This window comes from Bacteroides celer (genome assembly GCF_002632415.2).
GTDB lineage: Bacteria > Bacteroidota > Bacteroidia > Bacteroidales > Bacteroidaceae > Bacteroides.
The window spans coordinates 5,042,676-5,065,076 of sequence record NZ_CP178209.1; the positions used below are offsets into that span (position 1 = coordinate 5,042,676).

Annotated in this window: 17 protein-coding genes, 2 tRNA genes and 3 rRNA genes; 7 read left to right on the top strand and 15 right to left on the bottom strand. The window is 43.3% G+C overall.

Features of this window, described 5'->3' with window-relative positions; genetic code table 11:
- Nucleotides 1-126: 126 nt before the first annotated feature.
- From clpX to tig, 3 genes are all read right to left on the bottom strand, one after another.
- Complete coding sequence (gene clpX / locus CJF29_RS20460) at nt 127-1,371, bottom strand: ATP-dependent Clp protease ATP-binding subunit ClpX (protein WP_004324650.1); 1,245 nt, start codon at nt 1,369-1,371, stop codon at nt 127-129.
- Between the two features lie 2 nt (nt 1,372-1,373).
- On the bottom strand, nt 1,374-2,036 hold the full coding sequence (clpP, locus tag CJF29_RS20465) for an ATP-dependent Clp endopeptidase proteolytic subunit ClpP (RefSeq protein ID WP_004297164.1): 663 nt from the start codon (nt 2,034-2,036) through the stop codon (nt 1,374-1,376).
- Nucleotides 2,037-2,179: 143 nt separating this feature from the next.
- A complete protein-coding gene (gene tig / locus CJF29_RS20470; protein WP_004297162.1) occupies nt 2,180-3,535 on the bottom strand; it encodes a trigger factor in 1,356 nt (451 codons plus the stop codon).
- Nucleotides 3,536-3,976: 441 nt separating this feature from the next.
- Between tig and CJF29_RS20475 the strand changes: the two genes are divergently transcribed.
- A complete protein-coding gene (locus CJF29_RS20475) occupies nt 3,977-4,222 on the top strand; it encodes an RNA recognition motif domain-containing protein (RefSeq protein WP_004297160.1) in 246 nt (81 codons plus the stop codon).
- A gap of 66 nt (nt 4,223-4,288) precedes the next feature.
- Here CJF29_RS20475 and CJF29_RS20480 read toward each other — a convergent pair whose 3' ends face one another.
- A complete protein-coding gene (locus CJF29_RS20480) occupies nt 4,289-5,059 on the bottom strand; it encodes an ABC transporter ATP-binding protein (RefSeq protein WP_004324648.1) in 771 nt (256 codons plus the stop codon).
- On the bottom strand, nt 5,056-5,799 hold the full coding sequence (locus tag CJF29_RS20485; RefSeq protein WP_004297154.1) for an MlaE family ABC transporter permease: 744 nt from the start codon (nt 5,797-5,799) through the stop codon (nt 5,056-5,058). Before CJF29_RS20485 ends, CJF29_RS20480 begins: the two co-directional genes overlap by 4 nt.
- 75 nt (nt 5,800-5,874) lie before the next feature.
- On the opposite strand from CJF29_RS20485, the gene lptB reads away from it, so the two are divergent.
- On the top strand, nt 5,875-6,636 hold the full coding sequence (lptB, locus tag CJF29_RS20490; protein ID WP_004297152.1) for an LPS export ABC transporter ATP-binding protein: 762 nt from the start codon (nt 5,875-5,877) through the stop codon (nt 6,634-6,636).
- Between the two features lie 105 nt (nt 6,637-6,741).
- Here lptB and der read toward each other — a convergent pair whose 3' ends face one another.
- From der to CJF29_RS20540, 10 genes are all read right to left on the bottom strand, one after another.
- A complete protein-coding gene (der, locus tag CJF29_RS20495) occupies nt 6,742-8,055 on the bottom strand; it encodes a ribosome biogenesis GTPase Der (RefSeq protein ID WP_004297149.1) in 1,314 nt (437 codons plus the stop codon).
- Between the two features lie 48 nt (nt 8,056-8,103).
- Nucleotides 8,104-8,985: a GTPase Era gene (era, locus tag CJF29_RS20500; RefSeq protein ID WP_074638658.1), complete on the bottom strand. Its 882-nt coding sequence runs from the start codon at nt 8,983-8,985 to the stop codon at nt 8,104-8,106.
- Between the two features lie 86 nt (nt 8,986-9,071).
- The gene (locus CJF29_RS20505; RefSeq protein WP_004323568.1) at nt 9,072-10,079 is read right to left on the bottom strand and encodes a beta-ketoacyl-ACP synthase III; all 1,008 of its coding nucleotides are present in this window, start codon (nt 10,077-10,079) and stop codon (nt 9,072-9,074) included.
- An 87-nt stretch (nt 10,080-10,166) separates the two neighbouring features.
- Nucleotides 10,167-10,352, bottom strand: a complete 186-nt coding sequence (gene rpmF / locus CJF29_RS20510; protein WP_004296852.1) for a 50S ribosomal protein L32 — start codon at nt 10,350-10,352, stop codon at nt 10,167-10,169.
- A gap of 12 nt (nt 10,353-10,364) precedes the next feature.
- Nucleotides 10,365-10,943: a YceD family protein gene (locus CJF29_RS20515; RefSeq protein WP_074638659.1), complete on the bottom strand. Its 579-nt coding sequence runs from the start codon at nt 10,941-10,943 to the stop codon at nt 10,365-10,367.
- Nucleotides 10,944-11,149: 206 nt separating this feature from the next.
- Nucleotides 11,150-11,260, bottom strand: a 5S ribosomal RNA gene (gene rrf, locus CJF29_RS20520).
- Nucleotides 11,261-11,337: 77 nt separating this feature from the next.
- Nucleotides 11,338-14,217: ribosomal RNA gene (locus CJF29_RS20525) — 23S ribosomal RNA — on the bottom strand.
- A 156-nt stretch (nt 14,218-14,373) separates the two neighbouring features.
- Nucleotides 14,374-14,450: transfer RNA gene (locus tag CJF29_RS20530), tRNA-Ala, on the bottom strand.
- 58 nt (nt 14,451-14,508) lie between these two features.
- A tRNA-Ile gene (locus CJF29_RS20535) sits at nt 14,509-14,585 on the bottom strand.
- A gap of 184 nt (nt 14,586-14,769) precedes the next feature.
- Nucleotides 14,770-16,294, bottom strand: a 16S ribosomal RNA gene (locus CJF29_RS20540).
- Together the 16S, 23S and 5S rRNA genes with 2 tRNA genes alongside form the textbook arrangement of a ribosomal RNA operon.
- A gap of 1,335 nt (nt 16,295-17,629) precedes the next feature.
- Here CJF29_RS20540 and CJF29_RS20545 point away from each other — a divergent pair.
- The 5 genes from CJF29_RS20545 (at nt 17,630) to gldH (ending at nt 22,398) form a co-directional block, all read left to right on the top strand.
- On the top strand, nt 17,630-18,142 hold the full coding sequence (locus CJF29_RS20545) for a ferritin-like domain-containing protein (RefSeq protein WP_004299950.1): 513 nt from the start codon (nt 17,630-17,632) through the stop codon (nt 18,140-18,142).
- 187 nt (nt 18,143-18,329) lie between these two features.
- The gene (gene metF / locus CJF29_RS20550) at nt 18,330-19,283 is read left to right on the top strand and encodes a methylenetetrahydrofolate reductase [NAD(P)H] (RefSeq protein WP_004299949.1); all 954 of its coding nucleotides are present in this window, start codon (nt 18,330-18,332) and stop codon (nt 19,281-19,283) included.
- 1 nt (nt 19,284) lies between these two features.
- Nucleotides 19,285-20,409 carry an ATP-binding protein gene (locus tag CJF29_RS20555; protein ID WP_008997855.1) on the top strand — a complete coding sequence of 375 codons (1,125 nt, stop codon included), beginning with the start codon at nt 19,285-19,287 and terminating at the stop codon, nt 20,407-20,409.
- Between the two features lie 14 nt (nt 20,410-20,423).
- Nucleotides 20,424-21,947, top strand: a complete 1,524-nt coding sequence (locus CJF29_RS20560) for a stage 0 sporulation family protein (RefSeq protein ID WP_074637236.1) — start codon at nt 20,424-20,426, stop codon at nt 21,945-21,947.
- Entirely contained in the window at nt 21,925-22,398 is a 474-nt protein-coding gene (gldH, locus tag CJF29_RS20565) for a gliding motility lipoprotein GldH (RefSeq protein WP_074558942.1), read from the top strand. Before CJF29_RS20560 ends, gldH begins: the two co-directional genes overlap by 23 nt.
- Nucleotides 22,399-22,401 lie beyond the last annotated feature (3 nt).

The window sequence follows — 22,401 nt, forward strand, 5'->3', positions numbered from 1 at the left end:
GTATGTTCTCTTCTTCAAGAGAGCCAAACAAAGTTATAAACAACTTCGTAATTACCAAGCAAAATGCGACTAATATTTTCAAGAAAATACAGTTACGATCATTTTCTGTAGCCTTACTCTTTGATTTTAAGCGGTTTGTAGTCGTGCCATATTCGCTTTTTCCAGTTGCATCTTTGCATAATCCAGCGTCACCTTATACTCTTTTTTGTTCTCTGAAGGGATTTCAAACATGACATCCATCATGATTGTTTCCACAATAGAGCGCAATCCGCGGGCACCTAGCTTATATTCTACCGCCTTGTCGACAATATATTCGAAGACATCATCTTCAAATGTCAGCTTGATACCATCCATTTCAAACAGTTTGATGTACTGTTTGATGATTGAGTTTTTCGGTTCGGTAAGGATCGCACGAAGCGCATCCCGGTCCAGCGGATTCAAATAAGTCAACACCGGAAGACGTCCGATAATTTCGGGAATCAGTCCGAATGACTTCAAATCCTGTGGAGCGATGTACTGCATCATGTTATTCTTGTCCACCGTCGCTGTTTTCTGCGATGCCGTATAACCTACGACATGGGTGTTCAACCGTTGGGCGATCTTCTTCTCGATACCGTCGAACGCACCGCCACAGATAAAGAGAATATTCTTGGTATTTACCGGAATCATCTTCTGGTCCGGATGCTTACGGCCTCCCTGGGGAGGTACGTTCACCACAGAGCCTTCGAGCAATTTCAGTAATCCCTGCTGTACACCCTCACCACTCACGTCGCGAGTGATAGAAGGGTTATCTCCTTTACGGGCAATTTTGTCGATCTCGTCGATAAACACGATACCCTGTTCAGCTTCAGGTACATTATAATCTGCCACCTGAAGCAAACGGGTTAAAATACTTTCGATATCTTCGCCCACATAACCGGCCTCCGTCAGCACTGTAGCGTCTACAATAGTAAACGGCACGTGCAGTAACTTAGCAATCGTGCGTGCGAGCAACGTTTTCCCGGTTCCGGTACTACCCACCATAATAATGTTCGACTTTTCAATCTCCACATCATCACCGCTGTCTTTTTGCAACAAACGTTTATAATGGTTATAGACCGATACGGAAAGGAAGCGTTTCGCATCATCCTGTCCGATCACATACTGGTCGAGGAATTTCTTGATTTCTACCGGTTTGGGCAGTTCTTTTAAGTTGAGCTTGGTAGCTCCTGCACTTTTCTTGCTTTCTCCCAATGCTTCCTGAGTAATCTCATAAGCCTGGGTAGCACAGCTGTCGCAAATGTAGCCGCTCATTCCCGTAATCAGGAATCCGACTTCATTCTCCGACCGTCCACAGAAGCTACACCTTTTCTTTGTTTTTGAATCAGCCATTTTTATTTCTTAATCAATACCTCATCAATCATACCGTACTCTTTCGCTTCCTGAGCTGTCATCCAGTAGTCGCGGTCAGAGTCCGCCCATACTTTATCGAAATCAGTATGCGAATGATCGGCGATGATCGTATAAAGTTCTTTCTTCAATTTCTGAATCTCACGAGCTGTGATTTCAATGTCCGATGCTTGTCCTTGCGCACCACCCATCGGTTGATGAATCATCACACGTGAGTGAGGCAATGCAGAACGTTTGCCTTCAGCACCGGCAACCAGCAATACGGCTGCCATTGAAGCTGCCATACCTGTACAGATGGTAGCAACATCGCTTGAAATAAACTGCATCGTATCATAAATGCCCAGTCCGGCATATACACTTCCGCCCGGAGAGTTGATATAGATAGAGATATCCTTACCCGGATCCACAGAATCCAGATACAACAACTGTGCCTGAAGCGTATTAGCTGTATAGTCATCAACTTGTGTACCAAGGAAAATGATGCGGTCCATCATCAAACGGGAGAAAACGTCGAGTTGAGTTACGTTCAACTGTCTTTCTTCCAGAATATAGGGATTCAAATACCCGGCCTGCGACTTAATCACATCATCCAATACCATGCCATTCATTCCTAAATGCTTGGTTGCGTATTTTCTAAAATCATCCATGTTAATTGTTCCTTTCTTATAAATTAAAAATAAACGTAAGTACAAAGAAACGAAAAAGAATACAGAGACACAAAAAAACACAGAGTTATAATTTTATAAAAACTCTGTGTTTCTGTGACTTTATATTTTATTCAACCGAATGATTACTCAAACATTTTATTGAATTCTTCGATCGAAACGTTCTTGTTTTCCAAAGTAACCTGCGCTTTCAGAGCAGCAGCAAGCTTCACTTCTACCACACGACTTACCAAATTATTGATAGTTTCTTTCTTCTTCAACATTTCCTGTGCATAGTTGTCAAGCACATCGTCAGGAATAGACAACATACCGTATTGAGCAAACTGTGCCTTTGTTGTTTCTCTAGCCATCTTCAGAACATCTTCCTGTTCTACTTTGATATCGTTTGCTTCAACCAACTGTTCCTTAATCAGGTGCCAAGTCAGTTCTTCAATGCTCTTATCATAGTTTTCAGCAACATATTCTTCTCCCTTTTCTTCGTTGTTCAGCAACATGATACGTTTCAGCAGGGCATCAGAGAATTCCAGTTTACCTACTTTTTCCATCATCACCTTGCGAATGTCGATCAGGAATTTATAATCGCTGTCAGCCACAAATCTAGCTGCGATTTCTTCTTTAATCTTAGCGCGGAATTCTTCTTCAGTCTTCACAACACCTTCGCCGAATGCCTGGTCGAATACTTCCTGAGTCAATTCACCCGGAACAAAACGAGTGATTTCTTCTACCTGGAAGCTGAAATCAGACTTCACGTCTTTTGCAATTTCCTTGTCAATCTTCAACAAAGAACCCAGTTCGGCAGCATGTCCGTCATAAGCCACATTCGGATTGAACACCAATACATCATTTACTTTTGCATTAGCAAAAATAGCTTTCTGATCGTCGTTCTTCATGTAAGCAGGCATCAACACAGCAGCTTCTACCTGAATACCACCTTCTTTTGTGTTGCCTTCTTCGTCCAACTGTGCCAGCAGACCTTTCAGCATATCATTATCTTCGTAAGCGTCTACCTTATCATACTTGCCAGTGCGTTGAGTATACATCTTCACCTGGTTGTCGATCATTTCGTCAGAAACTTCGATAGTATAATAATCTACTTTATCTTTAGCACTTACTTCCGCTTTAAATTCAGGTGCCAAAGCGATGTCGAATACGAAATCGAATTCTTCCATTGTATCGAAATCAATATTCTGTTGCTTTTCTTCGTTAGGCAACGGCTCGCCCAACATATTCACCTTATTTTCTTTAATATAATTGTAAACAGCTTCTTGCAGTGCCTTATTCACAACCTCTGCAATTACTGACTTACCATACATCTTTTTAATAAGACTTGTCGGAACCATACCTTTACGGAATCCCGGAATCTGTGCCTTCTGACGGAGTGACTTCAACTCTTTGTCTACTTTCTCCTGATAATCGGCTTTCTCAAGCTTTACAGTAAGCTCTGCGCTTACTTTGTCAATGTTTTGTAATGAAACGTTCATTCTGACAATTATTTATTTGATTTATACTTTGTTCTATACTCAAAGAGGGTGCAAAATTAGTGCTAATCTTTCAAATTTCAAAAGACATTGCAGATTTATTTCAGCAACGCCACCCATCTTTCACACATCTTTTATCGATATTTCACTGATATTCCATCTATAAACAAGATAAAATCACCATCAACACCCACCCCGCCAGGTTCCCCCGGCCTACTTTTTTTCTGATAATCCGCAAATTAACTTTCCAAAAAGATGGTTAATCCAAAAATTATTCTTTTCTTTGTTGCGGATTGATGGACCATTAGTTTCTCGATTTGATTACAAGGTTTTTACTTCCGTTACCAAAACGCATTTGTAAACTCTCTGTCGTTTTAATCTTTTTATTAGTAACCATCTATCCAGAGAGTTTTATTCATTTATTTATTTTTTATCATTTTCATTATGAACATTTATGTTGGAAACCTTAACTACCGTGTTAAGGAAGGAGATCTGCAACAAGTGATGGAAGATTACGGAGCAGTATCATCAGTTAAAGTTGTTATGGACCGTGAAACCGGTAAATCCAAAGGATTCGCTTTCATCGAAATGGAAGACGACGCTGCAGCTGCAAAAGCTATTGCTGAATTGAACGGAGCTGAATACATGGGCCGTACAATGGTAGTTAAAGAAGCTAGACCTAGAGCTTAATTGCCGACGCTAACATAGCTAAGAAAAAAAAGAAACTTCTGTCACCCGATGACAGAAGTTTTTTTATTACCCTTCCATTCCCTGCACTTCCACGTCCTTCACCTTACGGAGCAAGTCGGAAGCAAAGATAAAGTTATTCAGTCGTTCATTGGTAGAAGTAAAGATATCATCTTTCGTACCTTCCCACTCTTTATGTCCCTCATAAATATAAATCACCTTCTCACCGATTCCCAATACTGAGTTCATATCATGCGTATTGATAATGGTCGTCATGTTATATTCCTGCGTAATATCATGGATCAGATCATCAATCACCAACGACGTTTTCGGGTCCAGCCCCGAGTTCGGTTCATCGCAAAACAGATATTGCGGATTCAAGGCAATCGCACGCGCAATAGCCACACGCTTCTGCATACCACCACTGATTTCTCCCGGAAACTTATCTTTCGCTTCCCCCAGATTCACACGATCCAGACAGAACATCGCCCGTTTGATCCGGTCACGCAAGATATCGTTGCTAAACATATTCAGTGGAAACATCACATTATCAAATACGGTCATAGAGTCAAAAAGAGCCGCACTCTGGAAAATCATTCCCATTTCCTTGCGAAGCATCTTCTTCTCCTTCTTCCCCATCAGGACAAGGTTACGTCCGTCATACAAGACTTCCCCTTTCTCCGGAGTTAGCAATCCTACAATACATTTCATCAACACCGTCTTACCGGAACCACTCTGACCGATAATCAAGTTTGTCTTTCCATTTGCAAAGTCAGCATTGATATCACTCAATACTGTCTTGTCATCAAATGATTTATAAAGTCCTTTAATCTCAATCATCCCATCAAAAGTTTAGTTAATATCAAGTCTGAAAACAGAATCAATACACTGCTGGATACTACGGCATCCGTAGAAGCCTTTCCTACAGCAATCGAACCTCCCTCTACCGTGTATCCGAAGAAAGCGGACACACTTGCAATGATAAACGCAAAAAAGAGGGATTTGATGATACCCGCCCAGATAAACCATTCGTTAAACATATACTGCAAACCATATTCGAGATCGACAGCATTCATAACCCCGGCAAACCAACACGTGCAAAAGGCACCGATGATTCCGGCAAAGATACTAAATGTCACTAGAATAGGGATAACAGTCACCATCGCCGTAATCTTAGGCAAAATCAGGTAGTTCGCCGAATTGATACCCATAATTTCGAGCGCATCAATCTGTTGCGTCACCCGCATCGTTCCTAATTCCGAAGCGATATTCGACCCGACTTTTCCGGCAAGAATCAAACACATGATGGAGGAAGAAAATTCCAGCAACATAATTTCACGTGTCACATATCCCACTGTCCAGCGGGGCATCCATGGACTTTCGATATTCAACTTAATCTGGATGGTAATCACTGCGCCGATGAAAAACGAAATCAACAGCACAATACCGATGGAGTTCACACCTAGCTGCTCCAACTCGTTAAGGTATTGCCGGAAGAACATACGCATACGTTCGGGGCGGGAAAAAGTCCGTCCCATCAGCATGAAATATCTCCCGACGGTTCTCAATGCTTTTATCATAACTCACACTATTTGTCTGCAAATGTACATTATTTCAGCTTATTTTTACTACATTTGCCACAAAATAACTAGAATATGGAAGAAAGCAAGATGGTGCTCCGCACGGAAGACCTGGTTAAGAAGTACGGTAAACGAACCGTTGTAAGCCACGTTTCCATCAATGTGAAGCAAGGTGAGATTGTAGGTTTGCTGGGACCAAACGGTGCCGGTAAGACGACTTCATTCTATATGACTGTAGGGTTGATTACTCCTAATGAAGGACGTATTTTCCTCGATGATCTGGAAATTACCAAATATCCGGTTTACAAACGCGCACAAACGGGAATCGGCTACCTTGCACAGGAAGCATCCGTTTTCCGCCAGATGAGCGTGGAAGATAATATCGCCTCTGTACTGGAAATGACCAACAAGCCCAAAGAATATCAAAAAGAGAAACTCGAAAGCCTGATTGCAGAGTTCCGTCTGCAAAAGGTACGCAAAAATAAAGGTAACCAGTTGTCGGGAGGTGAGCGCCGCCGTACAGAGATTGCCCGTTGTCTTGCCATCGACCCCAAATTCATCATGCTTGACGAACCTTTTGCCGGTGTCGACCCGATTGCCGTAGAAGATATCCAGCAAATTGTATGGAAACTGAAAGACAAGAATATCGGAATCCTGATTACCGACCACAACGTACAGGAAACGCTTAGTATCACAGACCGCGCCTATCTGCTGTTCGAAGGAAAGATCCTTTTCCAGGGAACACCGGAAGAATTATCGGAAAATCAGATTGTACGTGAAAAATACTTGAGTAACAGCTTCGTGTTACGCCGAAAAGATTTCCAGTTGGAAAAATAAGTCTACTACAAAGTAATACAAGATCTCACAGAGATATATTTATAAAAGACACGGATTGTCTCTATATATATTCTATATAATTGAGACAATCCGTGTCTTTTTTATTTATTTCTGTCGAATATAAATATTAACCGGAGTACCTGTCAGATTCCATTTCTCACGCATCTTATTTTCGAGGAAACGTTTGTATGGCTCTTTCACATACTGAGGTAAGTTGGCGAAATATACAAATGAAGGCACCTGTGTATTCGGCAACTGTGTGATATATTTAATTTTGATATACTTACCTTTATTTGAAGGAGGCGGATAAGCCTCGATCAACGGAAGCATTTCTTCATTCAAACGTGCGGTCGGGATTTTTGTCGTCCGGTTCTCATACACACTACGTGCTTCTTCAAGCACTTTCAGAATACGTTGCTTAGTCAGTGCAGAAGCAAAGATGATCGGGAAATCGACAAACGGAGCAAAACGCGAGCGAACAGCTTCCTCAAACGCTTTCTGTACTTTCACAGATTTATCTTCCACCAAATCCCACTTATTTATAACAACTACCAGACCTTTCTGATTCTTCTGAATCAGAGAGAAGATATTCAAGTCCTGCCCCTCAACACCTCTTGTAGCATCCAACATCAGAATACAAACATCCGAACCTTCGATAGAACGAATCGAACGAACGACTGAATAATATTCCAAGTCTTCATTTACCTTGTTTTTCTTACGGATACCCGCTGTATCCACCAGATAAAAATCAAATCCGAATTTATTGTAACGAGTATAGATAGAGTCGCGGGTAGTTCCGGCAATCTCTGTTACGATATTACGTTCTTCCCCAATAAATGCATTTACAATGGAAGACTTTCCGGCGTTCGGACGTCCTACCACAGCAAAACGGGGAATATCATCATCCAGGATTTCTGACGACTCTTTCTTGAAATTGCTGACAATCAAGTCCATCAAATCACCCGTACCACTTCCTGTCATGGCAGAAACGCAATACGGATCGCCCAATCCCAGTTTATAGAATTCGGGAGCATTATATTGTAAATCGTGGTTATCCGTTTTATTGGCAACCATAATCACCGGACTATTAGCACGACGCAGAATAGCAGCTACCTGCATATCCAAGTCAGTCACTCCATTCATCACATCCACTACAAACAGAATGACATCCGCTTCTTCCACAGCCAATAATACCTGCTTACGGATTTCCTCTTCAAAGACATCATCCGAGTTGACCACCCATCCACCGGTGTCAACCACAGAGAATTCACGGCCCAGCCACTCAGACTTGCCATATTGTCTGTCGCGGGTTGTACCCGCTTCTTCATTCACAATAGCCTGACGAGTCTTCGTCAGACGGTTAAATAAGGTAGACTTGCCCACATTCGGGCGTCCTACAATTGCAACTAAATTACCCATAGTTCAATACCTTGTTTTTTCACGACTATCACAGTCGCATGAATACTCTTAATCTAACTGATAACCAAAATTGCGGAGTTCCTTATCCGAACTACGCCAATCCTTATCCACTTTCACATACGTTTCGAGAAAAATAGTCTTTCCAAAGAAACGTTCCAGTTCACAGCGAGCCTCGGTAGCCACCTTCTTCAACGCCTTTCCCTGTTTACCGATAATGATTCCTTTCTGCGAATCACGTTCCACGTTAATCACCGCCCGAATATGAATCTTCTTCGGTTCTTCCTTAAACTCTTCCACGACAACCTCCACCGAATAGGGGATCTCTTTATCGTAGTAGAGCAGAATCTTTTCCCGGATAATCTCATTCACGAAGAAACGGGCAGGCTTATCCGTCCACTGATCCTTTCCAAAATAAGGAGGAGAATCGGGCAGCAGTTCTTTGATCCGCTTCATCACATAGTCTACATTGAACTTTGATGTAGCAGAAATCGGAATAATTTCGGCTTGGGGAAGCAACTCTTTCCATTCTTCCACCAGCTTTACCAGTTTTTCCTGATCTGTAAGATCTATCTTATTGATGAGCAAGAGAACAGGCACCGTCATCTGACGCACCTTTTCCATAAACTCATTATTCTTATCCGGCGTCTCCACCACGTCCGTTACATAAAGCAAGATATCCGCATCCGTCAATGCCGAAGTAGAAAAATTCAGCATAGACTCCTGTAGCTTATAATTGGGCTTCAACACACCCGGAGTATCAGAAAAAACAATCTGCATCTCATCCGTATTATAGATCCCCATAATCCGGTGACGAGTAGTCTGCGCTTTGAAGGTAGCGATCGAAATACGTTCGCCCACCAAGACATTCATCAATGTCGACTTTCCGACATTCGGATTTCCTACGATGTTTACAAAACCTGCTTTATGCATTTCTCTTTATTTTATTGGTTGAGACAAAAAAACGCATCGAATCGAAATAGGATGCGTTTTTGAGTGTTATAGTTCAGTAACTTACGTTACGATTCCTTCTTTCCATCATAACCCCATTTCACGTATACTGCGCCCCAAGTAAATCCGGCACCGAATGCAGTGAAAATGATGTTATCGCCTTTCTTGAGTTTATCTTCATAATCCCAGATACACAGAGGAAGTGTAGCGGCACTCGTGTTACCGTAATGCTCAATATTTACCAACACTTTATCCATTGGCACATCCATACGGTGAGCCACAGCCTCGATAATACGGACATTCGCCTGATGCGGAACAATCCAGTTGATACTATCTTTCGTCAGACCATTCTTTTCTGCGATTGCAGCAGAGACATCCGACATGTTGGATACAGCATATTTAAATACTGTTCTTCCTTCCTGGTGCAAATAGTGCATTTTATTGTCTACTGTGAAATAAGACGGAGGACAAACCGAACCACCAGCTTTCATGTGGAGGAAAGGCAAACCTTTGCCATCTGTTCTCAGTATCGAATCCATGATTCCGTAATCTTCCGTAGTGGGTTCCACCATAAAGGCAGCAGCACCGTCACCGAAAATAGGGCATGTAGCACGATCTGTATAGTTAACCATTGACGACATCTTATCGGCACCGACAATGATAATTTTCTTATATCTTCCCGAACGGATGAAATTAGCAGCTGTCTCCATCAAATACAGGAATCCGCTACAAGCAGCCTGCAAGTCGAAGGCAAAAGCATTCTTTAGTCCGAGTTTATCACAAAGAATAGAAGCTGTAGAAGGGAAGTGATAGTCAGGAGTAGTGGTAGCAACAACAACCAAATCGATATCATCAGGATTAGCACCAGTCTTCTTCATCAACTGTTTGGCAGCTTTGCGTGCCATGTATGAACTACCTAATCCTTCCTCATTCAGAATATGTCTTTCCTTTACTCCGATACGAGTCATAATCCATTCGTCGTTGGTATCCACCATTTTTGATATCTCGTCGTTAGTCAAGATATAATCGGGTACGTACCCGCCGACTCCTGTGATTACTGCATTTATTTTTTCCATCAAACCTATTTTAAATTAGCAATACTATAATACTTAAAGCAGCCGGAGAGTTTCACCCCCAGGCTGTTTTCAGTATAACTGTACTAATTATACAGCTGCTTCTTTCTCAATAGCGAGCTTGCCTCTGTAATAGCCACAAGCACCACATACAGTGTGGTAAACGTGCCATTCACCGCAATTCGGACAAATAGCCAATGTAGGAGCTACTGCCTTATCATGAGTTCTTCTCTTCGCTTGTCTCGTACTTGATTGTCTTCTCTTAGGATGTGCCATTTTCTTAAAACTTTAATTATTATCTAATATTTTTTTTAATTCATTCCAGCGGGGATCAATTTGTTCCTCCACTTCTTCCTCAATTACGATGTCATCTCCACCTGTGTCGAAAGTATCATCGCTATCCTCATTCGCATTTGTTTTCAAATGCTTGTTCAATTTACCAGTCATCGCTTTATTGCACTTACCGGGAGCATGTACATGCTTCATGGGTACAGAGAGCGCAACAAACTCATACATGAACCATGCAACGTTGATTTCCCCTTCTTCCTCGGGAATCACAATCAGGTTGTCACCTTCTTCTGCATATTCATGTCCAAACTTTACCATCAGTTTATCAGAAGAACTGATAGGTAGCTCCATATCATCCAGACAACGGTCACATGGTACTGATACCATTCCCTCAGTCTGAAAACTCAGCTCGAAAGCACGAGAGGTTCTTTTCACGGTCAATGTAACATTCACCTTTCCTTTCTGAACTTCAGGACCATCAATGTGAGCGAAGTAAAGGTTATCCAATACAAACTCATACTTAACAGAGTCTGTTTGCATTCCTTTCAAGTCAATTTTGTATTTATCAAACTTTCCCAAAGCTTCTCTCTTTTTTAAATCGTTAGCTTACAATTCGGGCGACAAAGATACAAATAAATATCCTCATAACATACAAATTATCAGTAAATATTCACTTTTTTAATAGGTATTATGAGGTTTGTATCTGTTAAAAACGGCGATATAAATACCAAAGTAATAAAAAACAGAAAGCCTCGCCCGTCCAATAGACAAGCGAGACTTCTTAAAAACGGCGGCTACCTACTCTCCCACTGTTACGCAGTACCATCGGCGTGACGAGGCTTAACTTCTCTGTTCGGAATGGGAAGAGGTGGAACCCTCGTGCTATAACCACCTGAATAAGGTTATGACATGATGAAAAGTAAAATCCTAGTGTCTAGAAAGCTAAACGTATATACCCAACCGGTACATGTTCGAAAGAAAGTGAACGGGCAATTAGTAATGCTCGGCTTTGATGTTACCACCTTTACACCTGCATCCTATCAACGTCATCGTCTTTGACGACCCTAAGAAATCTAATCTTGTGGCTGGCTTCGTACTTAGATGCTTTCAGCACTTATCCAATCCCGACTTAGATACCCAGCAATGCACCTGGCGGCACAACTGGTAAACCAGCGGTCAGTCCAACACGGTCCTCTCGTACTAGTGTCAGAGCCACGCAAATTTCATACGCCCACGATAGATAGAGACCGAACTGTCTCACGACGTTCTGAACCCAGCTCGCGTGCCACTTTAATGGGCGAACAGCCCAACCCTTGGGACCTTCTCCAGCCCCAGGATGTGACGAGCCGACATCGAGGTGCCAAACCCCTCCGTCGATATGAGCTCTTGGGAGGGATCAGCCTGTTATCCCCGGAGTACCTTTTATCCTTTGAGCGATGTCCCTTCCATACGGAAACACCGGATCACTATGCTCTAGTTTCCTACCTGATCGACTTGTCTGTCTCCCAGTCAAGCGCCCTTATGCCATTACACTCTACGGACGGTTACCAATCGTCCTGAGGGCACCTTTAGAAGCCTCCGTTACACTTTTGGAGGCGACCACCCCAGTCAAACTACCCACCAAACAGTGTCCTCGTATCTACGAGTTAGAACTCAAATAATCAAAGGGCCGTATTTCAACAGCGACTCCACAAATACTGGCGTACCTGCTTCAAAGTCTCCGGCCTATCCTACACATCAATTACCCAAATTCAATGTTAAGCTATAGTAAAGGTTCACGGGGTCTTTTCGTCCCATCGCGGGTAATCGGCATCTTCACCGATACTACAATTTCACTGAGCTCACGGTTGAGACAGTGTCCAGATCATTACACCATTCGTGCAGGTCGGAACTTACCCGACAAGGAATTTCGCTACCTTAGGACCGTTATAGTTACGGCCGCCGTTTACTGGGGCTTCAATTCAATGCTTCTCTTGCGATGACATCTCCTCTTAACCTTCCAGCACCGGGCAGGTGTCAGGCTGTATACGTAATCTTTCAATTTGGCACAGCCCTGTGTTTTTGTTAAACAGTTGCCTGGACCTATTCTCTGCGCCCAACTCTCGTTGGGACCCTTTATCCCGAAGTTACAGGGTCAATTTGCCTAGTTCCTTAACCGTGAATCACTCAAGCGCCTTAGTATATTCAACCCGACTACGTGTGTCCGTTTGCGGTACGGGTACCTTAAAGATTAAGTTTAGCGGATTTTCTTGGGAGTATGCTTACACGCACTATTACCTTATTCCGAAGAATTTGGTATACTATCAGGTTCGACTCTTATCCTGGATTTGCCTGGGATAATCAACATCTACACCCTTCAACGGACTATTCCGTCAGTCCGCGGCGCTGTCACTCCTCCGTCTCCACGTCACTCTTTAAGGTAGTACAGGAATATTAACCTGTTCTGCCATCGGCCTCACCGTTCGGCTGAGCCTTAGGACCCGACTAACCCTGATCCGATTAGCGTTGATCAGGAAACCTTAGTCTTTCGGCGAGGGGGTTTCTCACCCCCTTTATCGTTACTTATACCTACATTTGCTTTTCCACACGCTCCAGCAAAGCTCACGCTTCACCTTCGACGCGGAGTGGAATGCTCCCCTACCGATCATTACTGATCCCATAGCTTCGGTAAATTGCTTGATGCCCGATTATTATCCACGCCAAACTCCTCGACTAGTGAGCTGTTACGCACTCTTTAAATGAATGGCTGCTTCCAAGCCAACATCCTAGCTGTCTTAGCAATCTGACTTCGTTAGTTCAACTTAGCAATTATTTCGGGACCTTAGCTGATGGTCTGGATTCTTCTCCTTTAGGACATGGACCTTAGCACCCATGCCCTCACTCCTGGGATCGAACTACTGCGCATTCGGAGTTTATCAAGACTTGATAGGCGGTGAAGCCCTCGCATCTTATCAGTCGCTCTACCTCACAGTAGTAATTCCCAAGGCTGCACCTAAATGCATTTCGGGGAGTACGAGCTATCTCCAAGTTTGATTAGCCTTTCACCCCCACCCTCAGTTCATCCGGAAGCTTTTCAACGCTTATCGGTTCGGTCCTCCAGTTAGTGTTACCTAACCTTCAACCTGACCAAGGGTAGATCACTTGGTTTCGCGTCTACTCCTTCCGACTAATCGCCCTGTTCAGACTCGCTTTCGCTTCGGCTTCATGTCTTGAGACACTTAACCTTGCCGGAAAAAGTAACTCGTAGGTTCATTATGCAAAAGGCACGCCGTCACAACCGAAGTTGCTCCGACCGCTTGTAGGCGCACGGTTTCAGGGACTATTTCACTCTTCTATTCGAAGTGCTTTTCACCTTTCCTTCACAGTACTGGTTCGCTATCGGTCTCTCGGGAGTATTTAGCCTTACCGGATGGTCCCGGCAGATTCACGCAAGATTCCTCGTGTCCCGCGCTACTCAGGATACCACTACGCTTCGTTTAGCTTCGAATACCGGACTATCACCGTCTATGGTCCCATTTTCCAAAGGGTTCTTCTCACTAAAGTTCTTGCGATATCGTGGTCCTACAACCCCAATATTGCCGTAACAACATTGGTTTGGGCTAATCCCCGTTCGCTCGCCACTACTAGGGGAATCATTATTATTTTCTTTTCCTACAGGTACTAAGATGTTTCAGTTCCCTGTGTTAGCCTCTTGCTATGCAAGATGTCATTCCTTCAGAATGACGGGTTGTCCCATTCGGAAATCTTCGGATCAAAGGTTATTTGCACCTTCCCGAAGCTTATCGCAGCTTATCACGTCCTTCATCGCCTCCGAGAGCCAAGGCATCCGCCATGCGCCCTTGCTTACTTTCTTTCAAACGTTTTATTCTTATACTGGTATTGGTATGGGAATTGCTTCCTTTTATCAATATTGCATACTCGAACACGTACGGTTTGATATATACTTTTAGCTCTTACTAAAATTTTACTTTTTGTACATCATGTCAAAGATCGTTTCTCTTTTCAGAGATGGTGGAGAATAACGGATTCGAACCGTTGACCCTCTGCGTGCAAGGCAGATGCTCTAGCCAGCTGAGCTAATCCCCCAAGAGGTTATCAAGAATTGCTTCATTCCGCTGACGCGTCATTCCTTCGTTCTTGAGCTTGGTAGTCCCAGGCAGAGTTGAACTGCCGACCTCTACATTATCAGTGTAGCGCTCTAACCAACTGAGCTATAGGACTAGTTCAACCTTGTCTACCTGTATGTTAGACTCGGCTTCTTTTTTCTCTTGTTTATCTCTATCTATACTTCTATAGATGGTTGATCTATATGTTATAAATAAACAAGTACCAGTAGTACAAAAAACAGAACCTTTAAAGTCTATAAGTGGCTGTCACGTTTGTGACAGTTACGACATCGCTCCAGAAAGGAGGTGTTCCAGCCGCACCTTCCGGTACGGCTACCTTGTTACGACTTAGCCCCAATTACCAGTTTTACCCTAGGACGCTCCTTGCGGTTACGTACTTCAGGTACCCCCGGCTTTCATGGCTTGACGGGCGGTGTGTACAAGGCCCGGGAACGTATTCACCGCGCCATGGCTGATGCGCGATTACTAGCGAATCCAGCTTCACGAAGTCGGGTTGCAGACTTCGATCCGAACTGAGAGAGGTTTTTGGGATTAGCATCACGTCGCCGTGTAGCTGCCTTCTGTACCCCCCATTGTAACACGTGTGTAGCCCCGGACGTAAGGGCCGTGCTGATTTGACGTCATCCCCACCTTCCTCACATCTTACGACGGCAGTCTCTCTAGAGTCCTCAGCATCACCTGTTAGTAACTAAAGATAAGGGTTGCGCTCGTTATGGCACTTAAGCCGACACCTCACGGCACGAGCTGACGACAACCATGCAGCACCTTCACAAATGCCTTGCGGCTATTCTGTTTCCAAAATATTCATTTGCAATTTAAGCCCGGGTAAGGTTCCTCGCGTATCATCGAATTAAACCACATGTTCCTCCGCTTGTGCGGGCCCCCGTCAATTCCTTTGAGTTTCACCGTTGCCGGCGTACTCCCCAGGTGGAATACTTAATGCTTTCGCTTGGCCGCTTACTGTATATCGCAAACAGCGAGTATTCATCGTTTACTGTGTGGACTACCAGGGTATCTAATCCTGTTTGATACCCACACTTTCGAGCATCAGTGTCAGTGACAGTCTAGTGAGCTGCCTTCGCAATCGGAGTTCTTCGTGATATCTAAGCATTTCACCGCTACACCACGAATTCCGCCCACCTCTACTGTACTCAAGACTGCCAGTTTCAACTGCAATTTTACGGTTGAGCCGCAAACTTTCACAACTGACTTAACAATCCACCTACGCTCCCTTTAAACCCAATAAATCCGGATAACGCTCGGATCCTCCGTATTACCGCGGCTGCTGGCACGGAGTTAGCCGATCCTTATTCATATGGTACATACAAAATTCCACACGTGGAAAACTTTATTCCCATATAAAAGAAGTTTACGACCCATAGAGCCTTCATCCTTCACGCTACTTGGCTGGTTCAGGCTCTCGCCCATTGACCAATATTCCTCACTGCTGCCTCCCGTAGGAGTTTGGACCGTGTCTCAGTTCCAATGTGGGGGACCTTCCTCTCAGAACCCCTATCCATCGTAGTCTTGGTGGGCCGTTACCCCGCCAACAAACTAATGGAACGCATCCCCATCGATAACCGAAATTCTTTAATAAAAATATCATGCGATATTCGTATACTATCCGGTATTAATCTTTCTTTCGAAAGGCTATCCCGGAGTTATCGGCAGGTTGGATACGTGTTACTCACCCGTGCGCCGGTCGCCATCTCTTCTATTGCTAGAAAAATGCTGCCCCTCGACTTGCATGTGTTAAGCCTGTAGCTAGCGTTCATCCTGAGCCAGGATCAAACTCTTCATTGTAAAAGTATTTTTTTATCATCGGTTAAGATGACTTTTTTGCTCTGTTCAGGACGCCGTAAATTTATTGACCTTATTCAAATACCTATCAGTCTTAAGTGTATCACTACTGCATAAGACAAGTATTGACGGTTCTATTTTTTTTACTTGTACTACTTGTATTGTTTATCAATATTTCAAAGAACTAACGTGGCTTCCGCCGCTTCTGCTTTCTTTGCGAAAGCGGATGCAAAGATAAGGACTTTTTCAGATAACCTCCAAACTTTTTTCAAAGTTTTTTTTGTTTTTATTTTCTGTGGCCTTCATCTTATAGCAGAATGTCAATCATTAGGCTCTGTCTCTCTAGCAAAGCGGGTGCAAAAGTAGACAACTTATCTATAACATCCAAATATATCTGACTATTTTTTCTAATTATTTTTAGATACCCACCCTAACTTACTGAATCATAACGATGTTGTAGAACATATTTTTCTTCATATATGTTACATCTATATGAAAACAGGCCGGAAATGGCACATTATTATATTACATACGCGCGTGTAGAGCAAATAACAAAAAGATATTCGCAAAGAGAAGGTAAAAAGAGAAGTACTCTTAAAGAAACAAACTAAAAAATAGATTTCTACAGGACAAGAACACATAAAAAAGTGAGAATAGCTATCTGTTATCACTCTACTTTAGTTTATAATTCGCTCCTACTAATCAATAAATAAATTACTATCCTAATTTCAGCATACAGGTATCTTTCTTTATAAGATATGCCACTTCATAGACTTTCTTCTTATGTTCAATATTCATTTGCTTAGTAGTTGGCAAGGGCTCACTGCAGTGAACAAATAAGCTATCAGATGTAAGCAAATAAGCTAACGATAGTAAACAAATTCGTTCACTGCAGTGAGCTGTTAAAAGACATTAGGGCTTATCAGAAGAATCACGAGGGATAAACATCTATTATATAAGGCATTGACGTCTATTGCATAAGAGAGTATAGGATAAAAGCGAATAGACAAGCCACTTATTATAAACTGTTTAAGATAGAATCAGGACGACACACAGGGTGAGGGTAACTTTTTACCCTCACCCTACTACCGCACTTACCCTCACACGTTATAACCACGATGAATAAAGGGATTGAGCGAATGTGTGAGGGTGTGAGGGTAAAAGTGATACAAAAATTTAGTTGAAATGAAATATTAAAAGCATCCATGTTCTATTAAAAAAGAAGGAGCTGCACAGTGCAATGCATTCTTTCTGTTAAAACCTCCGGGATACTCAAACAAAAAGAACCTCCGTCTGTTACATTAGCGATTTAAACATAGTAACCTAAACTTTAAAATTATGGCTAGAGAAAGTGTAAAAATCCTACAAGGTAAATTAGATGTAGAAAGTTTAATTTCACAGTTGAACGCAGCATTGGCTGAAGAGTGGTTGGCATATTACCAATATTGGGTAGGTGCATTAGTAGTGGAAGGCGCCATGCGTGCCGACGTACAAGGTGAGTTCGAGGAACATGCCGAAGAAGAACGTAGACATGCACAGCTGCTTGCCGACCGTATCATCGAGCTGGAAGGGGTTCCGGTACTTGATCCGAAACAATGGTTCGAACTGGCAAGATGCAAATATGATGCTCCGCAAGGCTTCGATTCAGTCAGTTTGCTGAAGGATAATGTTGCTTCCGAACGCTGTGCCATTCTCCGTTATCAGGAAATTGCCGACTTTACTAACGGGAAAGATTTCACCACTTGTGATATCGCCAAACATATTCTTGCCGAAGAGGAAGAACATGAACAAGATTTACAAGATTATCTGACTGACATTGCCAGAATGAAGAAATCATTTCTCGAAAAGTAAATTCTAATTTAATAATGATTAGGTGAGAGAGGGTGCATCCGAAATACAGGATATACCCTCTTTTATGTAATAGTACGATAAAAACCAAACTATTTTCAAACAAATCAAGAAGAAATCTTTCTTTTTTCGTATTTTTGTCCCAATATGCATGTTTAATCCAAGTAGATAACAACATCAACGAAAAGGAATGAAAGTAATTGATTTAATAAATAACAGTAAAGGTACAGCTTTTTCTTTCGAAATTCTCCCTCCTTTGAAGGGAACCGGAATCGAAAAGCTCTATCAGACAATCGACACTCTTCGAGAATTTGATCCGAAATATATCAATATCACCACGCATCGCAGCGAATATGTCTACAAAGATCTCGGCAACGGGCTCTTTCAGAGAAACCGCCTGAGAAGGCGTCCGGGAACAGTCGCTGTGGCAGCAGCCATTCAGAATAAATATAATATTACTGTGGTTCCTCATATCCTGTGCAGTGGTTTCACGCGTGAGGAAACCGAATATGTATTGCTGGATTTGCAATTTCTGAATATAACAGATTTGCTGGTACTCCGTGGAGACAAGGCTAAACATGAATCGGTATTTACTCCCGAAGGAGACGGATATCATCATGCGATTGAATTGCAGGAGCAGATTAATAATTTCAATAAAGGAATCTTCGTTGACGGTTCGGAGATGAAAGTCACCGCCAGTCCTTTCTCGTATGGCGTGGCGTGTTATCCGGAAAAGCATGAAGAATCTCCTAACATAGAGACAGATCTTTACTGGCTGAAAAAGAAGGTAGAAACTGGTGCAGAGTATGCTGTGACACAATTATTCTACGATAATAAGAAATATTTCGATTTTGTGGAGCAGGCTAAGGCAGCAGGTATCAACATTCCTATCATTCCGGGAATCAAGCCTTTCAAGAAAATCTCCCAACTAAGCATGATCCCCAAAACATTCAAGGTGGATTTGCCGGAAGATCTGGTGAAAGAAGCATTGAAATGCAAAAATGACGCGGAAGCCGAACAGGTGGGTGTTGAATGGTGCGTGGCTCAATGCAAGGAGTTGATGGAACACGGAGTTCCGAGCATCCATTTCTATTCCATCGGAGCAGTAGACAGTATCAAGGAAATAGCCAAAATCATTTATTGATATGTTTTTCAGAGACGTAATCGGACAAGAAGAAATCAAGCAACGACTCATTCAGGAAGTGAACGAGGGGCGTATTCCACATGCCCAACTCATTTGCGGTCCCGAGGGAGTTGGTAAAATGCCATTGGCTATCGCATACGCACGCTACATCAGTTGCACCAATCGGGGCGAGGAAGATGCTTGCGGTGTCTGTCCGTCTTGTGTGAAATTCAATAAGCTGGTACATCCGGATGTGCATTTCGTATTCCCCATCGTGAAAAGTGCGAAAGGAAAGAAAGAAGTGTGCGATGATTATATTGCCGATTGGCGGCCATTCGTTATTAACAATCCTTATTTCAACCTCAACCATTGGTTGGGTGAAATGGACGCGGAGAACTCGCAAGCGCTGATTTATGCCAAAGAGAGCGATGAGATCCTGAAGAAGCTCAGTCTGAAATCCAGTGAAGGTGGATTTAAGATTACGATTGTATGGTTGCCCGAGAAAATGCACCCGGTATGCGCCAATAAGTTGTTGAAACTGCTTGAGGAGCCACCCGAAAAGACGATTTTTCTGTTGGTATCCGAAGCTCCGGACATGATTCTGCCTACCATCTTGAGCCGTACTCAACGTATGAATGTGCGGAAAATTGACGAAGCCAGCATCGACCGGGTATTGCAGAGTAAATATCATGTTCAGCCTGCGGATAGCATTTCGATTGCCCATCTGGCAAACGGAAATTTCGTCAAGGCACTCGAAACGATTCATCTGAATGAGGAGAATCAGTTATTCTTCGAGCTCTTCGTCAACCTGATGCGCTTGTCCTATCAACGGAAAATAAAGGAGATGAAGATGTGGAGCGAACAGGTGGCCAGCATGGGACGCGAACGCCAGAAAAACTTTCTGGAATATTGCCAGCGCATGATCCGCGAAAACTTTATCTTTAACCTGCACCAGCGCAACCTGACGTATATGACCATTAACGAACAGAATTTTGCAACTCGCTTTGCACCTTTTGTCAACGAACGTAATGTGATGGGCATCATGGACGAATTAAGCGAAGCGCAGCTACATATAGAACAGAACGTAAATGCTAAAATGGTATTCTTCGACTTCTCACTGAAGATGATCGTACTGTTGAAGCAATAATAAATATATAACTTATGGAATATAAACTTCATAATGGGAGCGGCGGCCTTTGCTGCAAAGGATGTTCCCGACAAGATAAAAAACTGAATACCTACGACTGGCTGGCAGATATACCGGGCAATGCGGAGGAGAGTGACATGGTAGAAGTGCAGTTCAAGAATACCCGGAAGGGATATTTTCGGAACAGCAACAAGATCAAGCTGGAAAAAGGAGATGTAGTTGCCGTAGAAGCAGCTCCGGGTCATGACATCGGAGTAGTTACATTGACGGGGCGGCTCGTTCCGCTGCAAATGAAGAAAGCAAACTTCAAGGCAGACACGGAAATCAAACGTGTCTACCGGAAAGCGAAGCCAGTGGATATGGAGAAGTTCAACGAAGCGAAAGCCAAAGAACATGCTACCATGATCCGTGCACGCCAAATTGCATTGAACCTTAATCTGGATATGAAAATCGGTGACGTGGAGTATCAGGGAGATGGTAATAAGGCTATTTTCTACTACATCGCTGATGAACGGGTAGACTTCCGCCAGTTAATCAAAGTATTGGCCGAAGCTTTCCGCGTACGTATTGAAATGAAACAAATCGGTGCCCGTCAGGAAGCCGGACGTATCGGCGGAATCGGTCCGTGCGGACGCGAGCTCTGCTGTGCCACATGGATGACGAGTTTTGTTTCTGTGTCTACCAGTGCTGCCCGTTTTCAGGACATTTCACTAAATCCGCAAAAACTTGCCGGACAGTGTGCTAAACTGAAATGTTGCCTGAACTATGAGGTAGACTGTTATGTAGAAGCTCAAAAACGACTTCCTTCGAGAGAGATAGAGTTGGAAACAAAGGATGGTACTTTCTATTTCTTCAAGGCGGATATTCTAAGCAATCAGGTTTCTTACTCTACGGATAAGAATTTCCCTGCCAATTTGGTTACAATCAGCGGCAAACGTGCTTTTGAAGTCATCTCCATGAATAAGAAAGGGATGAAACCGGACAGCTTGATCGAAGAGGAAAAGAAACCGGAACCGAAGAAACCAATCGACTTGCTGGAACAGGAAAGTGTGACCCGCTTCGACCGCAGCCGGAATAATAAAGATGGCGGCAACAACGCTAACCGGAACAATAAAAAGAAGAAGAAGGGAAACAATAATAGTAATAATAACGGCAACCGCCCGCAACAACAAGCGGAAGGCGGAAATCGTCCGCAACAACCTCAACGGGAGAATGATAACCGCCCGCAGTCGTCAGAAAACGGCAACAGAGGGGAAAGAGATAACCGTCCGAGAAACAACAATAACAACCGGAACAGAGGACAGAATCAGGGACGGAACAACGAAAACAGACGTCCGGAAAGGGGACAGAACCAAGAACGTCCGCAAGGTCAGGAACGTCCACAAGGACAGGAACGCCCGCAGCAACAAGACCGCCAACGGGAACAGCAAGGACAGGAACGTCAGGAACGCCGTCCTAATCAGGAGCGTCCTTCCAGACCGGAAAGAAATCAGAATCAGGAGAAACTGCCAAATAATGAAAAGCCTACTCAAGAATAGTTTATTTGTTCTATTCAGCGCTTGCTTACTGACAGCCTGCAATGAAAATACGGTGTATCACTCTTATCAATCCCTTCCCGACGAGGGATGGGAAAAGAGTGATACACTCTCTTTTCAGATTCCTATCACCGACAGTATTCCCACTACCCTCCGGCTTTTTGCGGAAGTCCGCAACAGAATAGAATATCCTTATCATGACCTCCATTTATTTATCAGTCAGAATCTACAAGATTCTACCGTATGGCGTACTGATACCATTGTTTTCAGTCTGGCTGATTCTACAGGAAGATGGACGGGACACGGATGGGGAAGCATTTACCAATCGGAAACTTTTATCAAGTCCGTCCTCCCCTTGCGTTCCGGCAACTACACGATCAAAGTGATAAACGGAATGAAAGATGAAAAGCTACAAGGATTGAGCGATGTAGGTATCCGTATTGAAAAACAGTGAAAG